The following is a 12,146-nucleotide window of genomic DNA, read 5'->3' on the forward strand; positions in this document are numbered from 1 at the left end:
CACGCGCCGTGCGCCGACCCGTCAAACCGTGCGCGGGTCTCCGGCGTTTCGCGGGCCCCGGCCTTCAACTCTCCGTCCCCCTGGGCAATCTGGCGTCCCTGCGGCAAAATGCGCCCCGTTCATGCCGTGTTGGTCCCCTGTGCACACCCGTCCGGCACCATCCTGAAACTCCCCAGGATCTCGGAGGAAACATGCGAACGCATGCCCGCGGCCGGTCGGCGGCCCTGTTCACGTCCGTTGTCATGATGTCCGCCGCCGTCGTGGGCGTGGGGCCGGCCGGGGCCGTGGAGCGGGGCAGCGGCCGGACGGAGCGGCCGCTCCCGCCGGCCTCGGCGCCGCTCACCCTGCCCACGGCCGTCGACGGCGGTTCCTGGAAGTCCGGCCATCTCCAGGGGACGGCCGTCGACCGCCGCAAGGGTCACATGTACTTCTCCTTCACCAATCTCCTGGTGAAGACGGACATGAGCGGCAAGCCCATCGGCTCGGTCACGGGCTTCACCGGTCACCTCGGGGACCTGGACTTCAACAAGGGCGACGGCCGGGTCTACGGCTCCCTCGAGTACAAGGCGGCGAAGGCGTTCTACATCGCGGTCTTCGACGCGGACCGCATCACGAGGATGGACATGGACGCCCAGTCCACCGGCGTGGTCTCCACGGTTCACCTCAAGGAGGTCGTGGCGGACTACACCGCCGACATGGACGGTGACGGGGACTTCGACGGCGACACCGCCGACACCGCCGACCACCGGTACGGGTGCAGCGGCATCGACGGCGTGGCGTTCGGCCCGTCCTTCGACCGCGCGGGCGGCGAGAAACTGACGGTGGCCTACGGCGTGTACGCCAACACCGGCCGCGAGGACAACGACAACCAGGTGCTGCTCCAGTACGACATCAGCGCGTGGAGGGGGTACGAGAAGCCGCTGACCGAGAGCGCCCCGCACACCAGCGGCCCCGCGGCTCCCGACGGCAAGTACTTCGTGTACACCGGCAACACCACCTACGGCGTGCAGAATCTGGAGTACGACGCGAAGAGCGGCGACTGGCTGATGGCCGCGTACAAAGGGACGAAGACCACGTTCCCCAACTACTCCCTCTTCGTCGTCGACGGGTCGAAGCGGCCGGTCCTGGGCCCCGTGCGCGGGCAGCGGCCGTCGGAACCGGGGCAGAACCTGCACCTCCGCGCCACCGGACTGCACGATGCCGCGAGCGGTGTCTACGGCTACCGCGCGGCCGGGCAGTACGGACTGGTCTCGCTGGACGACGGCCGTTTCTATGTCGCCACGAGCGGCACGACGGGGTCCGGCGAGAACACCCGGCAGACCGGCCGGGCGGTGCTGCACCGCTGGACGGGCGGGACCCCGGACCCGTTCACGCCGGAGCGGCGGCGCTGACGGGGCGTCCGCTCAATCCCTGGTGCGGCATACGGTCAGAAGAGCGTCGCGGCGTCCGGCGCGGCGACGGGTGTCCGGCGGGCCGCCGGAGTCCGCGCCGGCTCCGGAGTCCGCGCCGTCGCCGGACCGGCCGACGCGCCGGCCGCCGCGCCCTCGAACGCCAGCAGCCGCCGCTTGCGGTCGAGCCCGCCCCCGTACCCCGTCAGACTCCCGGTGGAGCCGATCACCCGGTGGCACGGCACCACGATCCCGATGGGGTTCTTGCCGTTGGCCAGGCCGACCGCCCGCGAGGCGCCCGGCTTGCCGAGGGCCTCGGCCAGTTCGCCGTAACTGCGCGTCTCGCCGTACGGGATCGCGCGCAACCGCTCCCAGACGCCGCGCTGGAAGTCGGTGCCGGTCAGCCGCAGGGGCAGGTCGAACCGGGTCAGTTCGCCCGCGAAGTACGCGTCGAGCTGGCGCAGCGCCTCCGTGAACGGCCGGGGGTCCGGCTCGCCGAAGGTCTCCTGCGGCGGCCGGTGCCGCTGCCCGGCCATGTAGAGGCCGCTCAGTACGGAGTCGGTCGCGACGAGCGTCAGCGGACCGTACGGGCTGTCGGCCACGGTGTGCACGACGTGAGGGGTGGGGGACATGGCGGAACGTCCTTACGCGGGAAGGTGGTTGACGGGATGGTCGGAGGTGGCCCACAGGTACTGGACGGCGTAGGCGCGCCAGGGCCGCCAGTCCGCCGCGCGGGCGGTGAGCGCCGCGGGGGTGGCCGGCAGGCCCAGCTCCCGCGCCGCCCGCCGCGTCCCGAGGTCGGTCGGCAGGAAGGCGTCGGGGTCGGCGAGCGCGCGCATCGCGATCACCTCGACCGTCCATGGTCCGAATCCGGGCAGCGCCGCGAGCCGGGCCCTGGCCCGGTCCCAGTCGCTGTCGGGGCCGAGCCGGAGGGTGCCGTCGGCGAGCGCGGCGACCAGCGTGGTCAGGGTGGTGCGCCGGCTGCGCGGGAAGGCCAGCGTCTCCGGGTCGAGCGCGGCCAGCGCCTCGGACGTGGGGAAGAGATGGGTGAGTCCGCCCTCGGGGTCGTGGACTGGCACGCCGTGCGCGGTGACCAGCCGGGCCGCGTGGGTGCGGGCGGCGGCGGTGGACACCTGCTGGCCGAGCACGGCCCGTACGGCGAACTCCGCGGCGTCGACGGTACGCGGCACGCGCCGCCCGGGGGCCTTGTCGACCAGGGGTGCCAGCAGCGGGTCGGCGCGCAGCCGCTCGTCCACGGCGACCGGGTCGGCGTCCAGGTCGAGCAGCCGGCGGCAGCCGCTGATGGCGACCGTGAGGTCCCGCAGGTCCGTGAGGGAGAGCCGACAGGCGATGTGGTCGGGGCGGGGGCCGAGAGCGACGATGCCGTGCCCGTACGGGAGTGACAGCGTGCGGCGGTACGCGCCGTCCCGCCACTCCTCGACGCCGGGGACGGCTGTCGCGGCGAGGTGCCCGAAGAGGTTGTCGGGGGTGAGGGGCGCGCGGAAGGGCAGGCGCAGGGAGATCACCCCGGGAGCCGAGCGGTCGGCCGGCCGGTCGGTGGAGCGGTCCGCGGACGGGGCTGCCGAGGCATCGGCCCGGCGCCGCCGCCCGTCGGCGCTCCGGGCCCGCAGCTCGCTCGGTGACAGCGCGAAGACCTCCCGGACGGTGTCGTTGAACGTCCGGATCGAGGAGAAGCCCGCGGCGAAGGCGATCTCGGCCATGGGCAGCCCGGTGGTCTCGATGAGCAGGCGCGCGGTCTGGGCCCGCTGGGCGCGGGCCAGGGCGAGCGGGCCCGCGCCCAGCTCGGCGAGCAGCTGCCGTTCGATCTGGCGCGCGGAGTAGCCGAGCCGCCCGGCGAGCCCGTGCACGCCCTCGCGGTCGACCACGCCGTCCTGGATGAGCCGCATCGCGCGGGCGACGGAGTCGGCCCGCGCGTTCCACTCCGGGGAGCCGGGGCTGGTGTCGGGCCGGCAGCGCTTGCACGCCCGGAACCCGGCCTGCTGGCAGGCGGCCGCGCTGGGGTAGAACCGCATGTTCCGGGCCTTGGGCGGGACCACCGGGCAGCTCGGCCTGCAGTAGATCCGGGTGGTCAGGACGGCCGTGAAGAACCATCCGTCGAAGCGGGCGTCCTTGGACCGGACGGCCCGCAGACACCGCTCGTGGTCGGTGTGCATGGCGGAACGTGCCGGGGTGGCGGGGCGAGCGGGCGGATCCGCCGCCTCCGTCGCACCCGCCGCCTCCGTCGCATCCGTCGCATCTGCCGCGGCCGTCGCGTCCGGCGCCTCCGCCACGGCCGGCGGGGTGGATCCGGGGACGACGCTCGGGACGGAACTGGGGACGGAACTGGGGACGGGGCTCGGAACGGGCTGCATGGCTCCAGCATCGTGCACCGGGAGCGGTCCGGCTGGCGAGAAAACGACATCAGCCTCGGCTCCCCGTCCGGGGCGGCAGGGCCCTTTCGGGAAGGGGGCACCGGGGAGATATCTTGATGTCGAGCAATGTTGCAGACGTGGAGCGGAGCACCCGGTGACTGACTCGACCATCATCTATACGCACACCGACGAGGCCCCGGCCCTGGCGACGTATTCGTTCCTGCCCGTGATCGAGGCGTACGCCTCGACCGCCGGTGTCGCCGTGGAGAGCCGGGACATCTCGCTGGCCGGGCGGATCATCGCCGGCTTCCCCGAGTACCTCGAGGAGGGCCAGCGGATCGACGACGCCCTCGCGGAACTGGGCGAGCTGGCCAGGACGCCCGGTGCGAACATCATCAAGCTGCCGAACATCTCGGCGTCGATCCCGCAGCTCAAGGCCGCCATCACCGAGCTCCAGGCGCAGGGCTACGCGCTGCCGGACTACCCGGACGACCCGCGGACCGACGAGGAGAAGGACGTCCGCGCGCGGTACGACAAGGTCAAGGGCAGCGCGGTCAACCCGGTGCTGCGCGAGGGCAACTCCGACCGCCGCGCCCCCGCCTCGGTGAAGAACTACGCCAAGGCGCACCCGCACCGGATGGGCGCCTGGTCGGCCGACTCGAAGACGAACGTCGCGCACATGGACGCCGACGACTTCCGCTCCAGTGAGAAGTCCGCGGTCATCGCCGAGGAGGGCTCGCTCCGCATCGAGCTGGCCGGTGACGACGGCACCACCACCGTCCTGCGCGAGTCGGTGCCGGTGCTGGCGGGCGAGGTCGTCGACGCGTCCGTGCTGCGGGTGGCGGTGCTGCGCGAGTTCCTGAAGGCGCAGATCGCCCGCGCCAAGGCCGAGGGCGTGCTGTTCTCGGTGCACCTGAAGGCGACGATGATGAAGGTCTCCGACCCGATCATCTTCGGCCATGTCGTACGGGCCTTCTTCCCGAAGACGTTCGCGGCGTACGGCGAGGCCCTGGCCGCGGCCGGCCTGACCCCGAACGACGGGCTCGGTGGCATCTTCAAGGGCCTGGAGTCGCTGCCCGACGGCGCGAAGATCAAGGAGTCCTTCGACGCCGAGCTCGCCGAGGGCCCTGAGCTGGCGATGGTCGACTCCGACCGCGGCATCACCAACCTGCACGTGCCGAGCGATGTCATCGTGGACGCCTCGATGCCGGCCATGATCCGTACCGCCGGCCACATGTGGGGCCCGGACGGCCAGGAGGCCGACACCCTCGCCGTGATCCCGGACAGCAGCTACGCCGGGATCTACCAGGTCGTGATCGAGGACTGCCGCGCCAACGGCGCCTTCGACCCGGCGACGATGGGCTCGGTGCCCAACGTCGGCCTGATGGCGCAGAAGGCCGAGGAGTACGGCAGCCACGACAAGACCTTCGAGATCCCCACCACCGGCACGGTGCGGGTGGTCGACGCCAAGGGCGAGGCCGTCCTCGAGCACACCGTGAGCGCGGGCGACATCTGGCGCATGTGCCAGACCAAGGACCTGCCGATCAAGGACTGGGTGAAGCTGGCCGTCACGCGCGCCCGCGCGACCGGCGACCCGGCGGTGTTCTGGCTGGACGAGGGCCGCGCGCACGACGCGAAGCTGATCGAGAAGGTCAAGGCGTACCTGCCCGAGCACGACACCGAGGGCCTGCGGATCGAGATCATGTCGCCGGTCGACGCGATCGCCTTCTCCCTGGAGCGCATCCGCCGGGGCGAGAACACGATCTCCGTCACCGGCAACGTGCTGCGTGACTACCTGACGGACCTGTTCCCGATCCTGGAGCTGGGCACCAGCGCGAAGATGCTGTCCGTCGTGCCGCTCATGAACGGCGGCGGGCTGTTCGAGACGGGTGCCGGCGGGTCCGCGCCCAAGCACGTCCAGCAGCTGGTGAAGGAGAACTACCTGCGCTGGGACAGCCTGGGCGAGTTCCTGGCCCTGGCGGTCAGCTTCGAGCACCTGGCGCAGACCACCGGCAACGCCCGCGCCCAGGTGCTGGCCGACACGCTGGACCGCGCGACCGCCACGTTCCTGGACCAGGACAAGTCGCCGAGCCGCCGCGTGGGTGGCATCGACAACCGTGGCAGCCACTTCTACCTGGCCCTGTACTGGGCGCAGGAGCTGGCGAAGCAGACCGACGACGCGCGGCTCGCCGAGGCGTTCGCCGGGCTGGCCAAGACGCTGACCGAGCAGGAGGGGACGATCGTCGAGGAGCTGCTCGCGGTGCAGGGCTCGCCGGTCGAGATCGGCGGCTACTACCACCCGGACCCGGCGAAGGCGTCGGACGTGATGCGTCCGTCGGCGACGCTGAACCAGGCGCTGGCCGCGCTCGCCGGCTGACCCGCCGGGTCGCGGCGGTCGCGGTAGGACGCCGTAGGTCGCGGCGACAGGACCGGCTGCCCCGCTCGGGCGCTTGCGAGTGGGACAGCCGGCCCCCCGGGGCGCCGGGCGGCCCCCGGCGCCCTGGCCTTGACCACGCCCGCACCCGCACCCGCACCCGCACCAACCGAACCGCCCCGACCGGAGTCACACCGGTCAGGGCGGTTCCGTACGTCCGGGACGAGCCCGAGGCCGCTCAGCCGATGGGCTCCGGCATCCGCACCACGTCGTAGGCGAGAGCGATGGTGTCGCCCGTGGCCGGGTCGCCCAGCTCGACGCGCCAGCGGTCGGCGAACTGGTCCACGCCCTCGGCCATCGGGATGGTGCCGGAGATCAGGACCGTGCCCGGCAGCAGATCGCCGCGCTCGCGCAGCACCTCGGCCCAGTAGGCGGGGGTCAGCAGCTCGGCCAGGGTGCCGTCCTGGATGAGGGTCTCCCGGCCCTCGTGGCCCACCCACGCCTTGAGCGTGAGCGCGTCGAGCCGGTCCTGCACGTCGCCGAGGCGCCAGGCGCGGCGGGCCAGGACGTCGGGGCTCGCGTTCTTGCTCCACGCCACCCCGTGCACCTCCAGCTCGCGGTCGGTGTGGTCACAGGCGGCCGTCAGCAGCAGTTCGCCGTCCCCGTCGACCACCAGGGCCCACTCGGCCTCGCCCGAGGTCCGGCCGTGCTGGACGCTGACCCTCTCGGTGTGCTGCGCGAGGTAGGGCGAGACGGGGTAGAGGGCGGGGGTCACGGACGGCGCGGGCACGCCCAGCTCGGCCAGCTCCGCCACGTGCGCGGCGACATCGGCCTGGCTGCGGCCGGCGTAGCCGGCGTTGAGCACCTGGACGACGTCGACGTCCCTGGTGGTTCCGTCGGGCAGTTCGAAGGTCAGCAGCGCCACGGGGTCTCTCCACATCGGTCGCGGTATCAAGGAGGTTAACTTTGCGCGGAAGGGTTGCGCATACGACCTGTATACAAGAAGTATGCCGAAAGGTCGATCGTGCAGACTCGATCGTGTGCCCTCAACCGGAGGTCGGAAGTCGTGAACCACACCACCCCGCGCACGGACCAGGCCCCGCCCGGGGCCTCCTCGGTCCGCCGCGCCTTCTTCGCCAGCCTCACCGGGACCGCATTGGAGTGGTACGACTTCGCCATCTACTCCGCCGCCGCCGCGCTGGTCTTCGGCAAGGTCTTCTTCCCCGCCGAGGACCCCGCCACCGGCACACTGCTCGCGTTCTCGACGTACGCGGTCGGCTACGTCTCCCGGCCGCTGGGCGGGTTCGTCTTCGGCCGGCTCGGGGACAAGATCGGCCGCAAGAAGGTCCTCATCGCCACCCTGGTCCTGATCGGGGTCGCGACGCTGCTCATCGGCCTGCTCCCGTCGTACGCCACGATGGGCGTGACCGCGCCCATCATCCTCGTCCTGCTGCGCTTCGCGCAGGGCGTCGGCGTCGGCGGCGAGTGGGGCGGCGCGGTCCTGCTGTCGAGCGAGTTCGGCGATCCGCGCAAGCGCGGCTTCTACGCGTCCGCCGCGCAGGTCGGCCCGCCCGCCGGCAACCTGATGGCCAACGGCGTGCTGGCGGCGCTCGGCGCGCTGCTGACGGAGAGCCAGTTCGAGTCCTGGGGCTGGCGCGTGGCGTTCCTGCTCTCCGGTGTGCTGGTCGTCTTCGGTCTGTGGATCCGCACCAAGCTGGAGGAGACCCCCGTCTTCCAGGCCATGGAGGCGAGCAAGACCCGCCCCGAGGCCCCGATCCGGGAGGTGCTGACCACCCAGCCGCGCCGGCTGATCGCCGCGATCCTGAGCCGGGTCGCGCCGGACGTGCTGTACGCGCTCTTCACCGTCTTCGTCCTGACCTACGCGACCGGCGAGCTGGGCATGTCCCGGGGCTCGGCCCTGGCCGCCGTCCTCATCGGCTCCTCGCTCCAGGTGTTCCTGATCCCGCTGGCCGGAGCCCTCTCCGACCGGGTCAACCGGCGTCTGCTGTACGGCTGTTCCGCCGTGGCGGCCGGGGTGTGGCCGTTCGTGTTCTTCCCCATGGTGAACGGCGGGAGCTGGCCCCTCCTCGCGCTCGGTGTCGTGGTGGCACTGGCGATCCACTCATTGATGTACGGGCCGCAGGCGGCCTTCATCGCCGAGCAGTTCTCCCCGCGGCTGCGGTACACCGGCTCCTCGCTCGCGTACACCCTGGCCGGGGTGATCGGCGGAGCCGTGGCGCCGCTGCTGTTCACGGCCCTGCTGGACGCGTACGACAGCTGGCTCCCGCTGGCCCTCTACATCGTGGTGACGGCCGTGGTCACGGTCCTCGGGCTGTGTCTGGGCCGGGACGCGGCACCCGCCGGCGAGGAGGACGAGGAGGAAGCGCCGGGCCACCGGGCCGAGGCGCCGCACCCGTCCCGGGCGGGCTGAGCCCGGCCGAGCCCGGCCGGGTCCCACTGGTCCGGCTGGGTCCGGCCCACCCCGGTCGAGCCCGGCCGGGCAATGTCCGGGGCCGCCCGGCCCCGACCCCCGTACTCGCCGTACGGGCACCACCGCACCTCGCGTCCGCACCCGCCCCGTACGAGAGAGGAACCCCATGCGCATCGCGCTGAGCCAGCTCACCACAGGCCCCCGCCCCGAGGAGAACCTGGAGCTGGTCGCCGAACAGACCCGGCGCGCCGCCGCCGCCGGCGCCCGCGTCGTCGTCTTCCCCGAGGCCACGATGGCCTGGTTCGGGACGTCCCTGGCGCCCGTGGCCGAACCCCTCGACGGCCCCTGGGCCACGGCGGTCCGCCAGATCGCCGAGGAGAGCGGCCTGGTCGTGGTCGCGGGCATGTTCACCCCCGCACCGGACGGGAAGGTGACCAACACCCTGCTGGCCACGGGCCCCGGGGTGGAGGCGTCCTACGACAAGATCCATCTGTACGACGCCTTCGGATTCGCCGAGTCGGACACCGTCGCACCCGGCTCCCGGGTCGTCACCATCGATGTGGACGGCCTCCGGCTCGGCCTCGCCACCTGCTACGACGTCCGCTTCCCCGAGCTCTTCCGGGCGCACGCCGACGCCGGCGCCGTCGCGTCCCTGCTCCCGGCGTCCTGGGGCGCGGGCCCCGGCAAGCGCGAGCAGTGGGAGCTGCTGACCCGGGCCCGGGCGCTGGACGCCACCGTCTGGCTGGCCGCCGTGGGCCAGGCCGACCCGGCGGCGTCGGGCATCGCCGTGCCCTCGAAGGCACCCACAGGGATCGGCCACAGCGCGCTCATCGGCCCCGACGGCACGGTACGGGAGCGGCTCGACGAGGGCCCCGGGCTGCTGCTCGGCGAGATCGACACGGACGAGGTCGCCTCGGTCCGCCGGGCGGTTCCGGTGCTGGCCAACCGCCGGCCGGCCGTCATCGAGGGCACGGCCCGGCCGGAGCCGTCGGAGCGGCACGGCTGACGGGCCGGCCGACGGAGTCGTAAGGGTCGGCCGGGGCCCTGGTCCCGCCCTGCCCGGGCGGCCCGGCCGCCGGCCTCGGCCCGGCCGGGGCAGCCGATCCTGACGGCCGGACCGGGGGCGGCCTGCCGTGCGGCCGTCCCCGTCGCGCTCGCGCTCGCCGGAGCGGTGCCGCCGGGCCGCCGGGCCGCCCGCCGATCAGGAACCCGACGGGCCGTCCGATACGCCGCCGGGGCCACCGGATCCGTCTGCCGTCCGCCCGGGGGCCCGCCCCGGCCCGCCCCCGGAAGCCGCGCCCGACACGGGAGCCCGCGCCGGACACCGGCGGGCGCGTACCGGCGGGACGGGGCTCAGCCCGCCAGCAGCACCTTGAGCGTGGAATCCAGATGGCCGTCGATCGCGGTGCACGCCGCCGCCGCGTCGCCCTCGGCGATCGCGGCCAGGATCGCCCGGTGCTCGGTGAGCACGGCCTCCTGTCGGCCGCGCTGGTTGTACAGCGCCACCACCCCGGCCCGGATCTGCCGGCTGCGCAGCCCGTCGTAATGCTTGCTGAGCAGCGCGTTCCCCACCGCCGAGACCATCGTCGCGTGGAAGAGGTGGTCCACGGCGATGAACTCCTTGGCGTGCTCGGGCCCGCTGAGCACACGCTGACGCTCCAGCAGTTCGGTCAGCTCGGCCACGGGGGCCCGGCCGCCCGGGACCAACTGCTCGGCCGCGTACCGCTCGACGATGCCGCGCAGCTCCATCAGCTCGGTGATCTCCCGCCCCGACAGGGGGACGATCTGCGCCCCGCGCTTGGGAACGAGCCGTACCAGATCTTCCGCGGCGAGCAGCAGCAGCGCCTCGCGGATGGGGGTGCGGGAGACCCCGATACGGTCCGCGATCTCCTGCTCGGAGAGGAAACCGCCCTGTAGATCGGGGTCGGTGAGGACGTTCTCCTTGAGGAACGCGTACGCCTTCTCCCGGCCCGACGTCACGACTGCCCCCACGATTGCATGCAATGAGTATACAGGCGGTGCACGCCAAGCGGCCGAGGTCGAACGAGGCCGGGACAACGCGCTGCCGCCCCCGGCCCGTACCCGTCGCGGACGGCCGGCTCAGCTCGCGCGGAGCCGTCGCCAGACCGCCTTCGCCGCGTTGTGGCCCGACATGCCGTGCACGCCGGGGCCCGGCGGGGTCGCGGACGAGCAGAGGAAGACGGCCGGGTGGGGCGTGGTGTACGGGGACAGGGACAGCTTGGAGCGGACCAGGAGCTGGAGGCCGGAGGCCGCGCCGCAGGCGATGTCCCCGCCCACGTAGTTGGCGTTGCGCTCGGCGAGTTGGGGCGGGCCGGCCGTGGCGCGGGCCAGCACCCGGTCGCGGAACCCGGGCGCGAAGCGCTCGATCTGGCGCTCGACCGAGTCCGTGAAGTCGCCCCGCCAGCCGTGCGGAACGTGCCCGTACGCCCAGAAGACCTGCCGGTCGCCGGGGGCGCGGGAGGGGTCGGCCAGGCTGGGCTGGGCGGTGATCAGGAACGGTGGCGTGGGCGTACGGCCCGCCGTGACCGCGCGCAGCGCCGCGCCGATGTCCCGGCTGGTGGGGCCGATCTGGACCGTACCGGCCCGGCGCGGCGCCTCGGCCGTCCAGGGCACGGGCCCGTCCAGGGCGTAGTCGATCTTGAAGACGGCGGCGCCGTAGCGGTAGCCGTCGTAGGCCCTGCCCAGGCCGGCGATCCGGGCGAGCGCGGTCGGCGCGGTGTCGAAGACGTACGCCCGGGCGGGCGGCAGGTCGTCCAGACGCTTGACCTCGAACCCGGTGTGGACCGTGCCGCCCAGGTCGCGCAGGTAGGCGGCGAGCGCGTCGGAGATCGACTGCGAGCCGCCGCGCGCCGCCGGCCAGCCGACCGCGTGCGCGGCGAGCGCGAAGATCAGCCCGACCGCGCCGGTGGCGAAGCCGCCCAAGGGGGCGATGACATGCGCGACGAGCCCGGCGAACAGGGCCTTCGCCTTCTCCTCGCGGAAGCGCGACGAGAGCCAGGTCGAGGGCGGCAGCCCGGCCAGTCCGAACCGGGCGAGGGTGACCGGGTCGCGGGGCAGCGCGGTCAGCGGCAGGGACATGAAGTCCCGCGCGAGGGTGTCCCACTTGCCGAGGAACGGGGCGACGAGCCGCCGGTACGCCCCCGCGTCACGCGACCCGAAGGAGGCGGCCGTCTCGCCGACCGACCGGGCGAGCACGGCGGCCGTACCGTCGTCGAAGGGGTGCGCCATCGGCAGCACGGGGTGCACCCAGTCCAGTCCGTAGCGGGCGAGGGGCATGGTCGAGAAGACGGGCGAACCGGCGCCGAGCGGATGCACCGCGGAACACGGGTCGTGCCGGAAACCGGGCAGCGTCAGCTCCTCGGTCCTGGCGCCCCCGCCCACGGTCTCCTTGGCCTCGAACACCGCCACGGAGAGGCCGCGCCTGGCCAGCTCCACCGCGGCCGTCAGCCCGTTCGGTCCCGCCCCCACGACGACGGCGTCGAGCATCGACGTCACCTCCGGACTCCTTTGTCAGCCGAGGGGACACAGGATATTCCCGGGTACCGACAGCCCGGCCACCG

Annotated in this window: 9 protein-coding genes; 4 read left to right on the forward strand and 5 right to left on the reverse strand. The window is 73.3% G+C overall.

Going from position 1 to position 12,146, the window contains the following annotated elements; genetic code table 11:
* Positions 1 to 191 precede the first annotated feature (191 nt).
* Positions 192 to 1,391, forward strand: a complete 1,200-nt coding sequence (locus IG02_RS0124165) for a hypothetical protein (protein ID WP_030751903.1) — start codon at positions 192 to 194, stop codon at positions 1,389 to 1,391.
* A 35-nt stretch (positions 1,392 to 1,426) separates the two neighbouring features.
* Here the strand turns inward: IG02_RS0124165 and IG02_RS0124170 are convergent, their stop codons facing one another.
* Together IG02_RS0124170 and IG02_RS0124175 are read right to left on the reverse strand one after the other, a co-directional pair.
* Positions 1,427 to 2,020: a methylated-DNA--[protein]-cysteine S-methyltransferase gene (locus IG02_RS0124170; RefSeq protein WP_078854774.1), complete on the reverse strand. Its 594-nt coding sequence runs from the start codon at positions 2,018 to 2,020 to the stop codon at positions 1,427 to 1,429.
* A 12-nt stretch (positions 2,021 to 2,032) separates the two neighbouring features.
* The gene (locus tag IG02_RS0124175; protein ID WP_030751909.1) at positions 2,033 to 3,562 is read right to left on the reverse strand and encodes an AlkA N-terminal domain-containing protein; all 1,530 of its coding nucleotides are present in this window, start codon (positions 3,560 to 3,562) and stop codon (positions 2,033 to 2,035) included.
* Between the two features lie 352 nt (positions 3,563 to 3,914).
* Between IG02_RS0124175 and IG02_RS0124180 the strand changes: the two genes are divergently transcribed.
* Positions 3,915 to 6,137, forward strand: coding sequence for an NADP-dependent isocitrate dehydrogenase (locus tag IG02_RS0124180; protein WP_030751911.1), 2,223 nt, complete (start codon positions 3,915 to 3,917; stop codon positions 6,135 to 6,137).
* Positions 6,138 to 6,372: 235 nt separating this feature from the next.
* On the opposite strand, the gene IG02_RS0124185 is transcribed toward IG02_RS0124180, so the two are convergent.
* The gene (locus IG02_RS0124185; RefSeq protein ID WP_199814080.1) at positions 6,373 to 7,059 is read right to left on the reverse strand and encodes a DUF2848 domain-containing protein; all 687 of its coding nucleotides are present in this window, start codon (positions 7,057 to 7,059) and stop codon (positions 6,373 to 6,375) included.
* Between the two features lie 141 nt (positions 7,060 to 7,200).
* Here IG02_RS0124185 and IG02_RS0124190 point away from each other — a divergent pair, with 141 nt between their 5' ends.
* Complete coding sequence (locus IG02_RS0124190; protein ID WP_030751914.1) at positions 7,201 to 8,565, forward strand: MFS transporter; 1,365 nt, start codon at positions 7,201 to 7,203, stop codon at positions 8,563 to 8,565.
* Positions 8,566 to 8,731: 166 nt separating this feature from the next.
* Positions 8,732 to 9,571: a carbon-nitrogen hydrolase family protein gene (locus tag IG02_RS0124195; RefSeq protein WP_051765659.1), complete on the forward strand. Its 840-nt coding sequence runs from the start codon at positions 8,732 to 8,734 to the stop codon at positions 9,569 to 9,571.
* A 347-nt stretch (positions 9,572 to 9,918) separates the two neighbouring features.
* Here the strand turns inward: IG02_RS0124195 and IG02_RS0124200 are convergent, their stop codons facing one another.
* Positions 9,919 to 10,545, reverse strand: coding sequence for a GntR family transcriptional regulator (locus IG02_RS0124200; protein ID WP_030751921.1), 627 nt, complete (start codon positions 10,543 to 10,545; stop codon positions 9,919 to 9,921).
* 120 nt (positions 10,546 to 10,665) lie between these two features.
* Positions 10,666 to 12,081 carry a phytoene desaturase family protein gene (locus IG02_RS0124205; protein ID WP_030751924.1) on the reverse strand — a complete coding sequence of 472 codons (1,416 nt, stop codon included), beginning with the start codon at positions 12,079 to 12,081 and terminating at the stop codon, positions 10,666 to 10,668.
* Positions 12,082 to 12,146: the final 65 nt, after the last annotated feature.

This window comes from Streptomyces sp. NRRL F-5135 (assembly GCF_000719775.1).
Classification (GTDB): domain Bacteria; phylum Actinomycetota; class Actinomycetes; order Streptomycetales; family Streptomycetaceae; genus Streptomyces; species Streptomyces hebeiensis.

What these genes read in the sequence shown, in the direction of transcription:
- IG02_RS0124175 (WP_030751909.1), bottom strand. Translation starts at nt 3,562, where the DNA reads ATGCACACCGACCACGAGCGGTGTCTGCGGGCCGTCCGGTCCAAGGAC.
- IG02_RS0124165 (WP_030751903.1), top strand. Translation starts at nt 192, where the DNA reads ATGCGAACGCATGCCCGCGGCCGGTCGGCGGCCCTGTTCACGTCCGTT.
- IG02_RS0124195 (WP_051765659.1), top strand. Translation starts at nt 8,732, where the DNA reads ATGCGCATCGCGCTGAGCCAGCTCACCACAGGCCCCCGCCCCGAGGAG.
- IG02_RS0124170 (WP_078854774.1), bottom strand. Translation starts at nt 2,020, where the DNA reads ATGTCCCCCACCCCTCACGTCGTGCACACCGTGGCCGACAGCCCGTAC.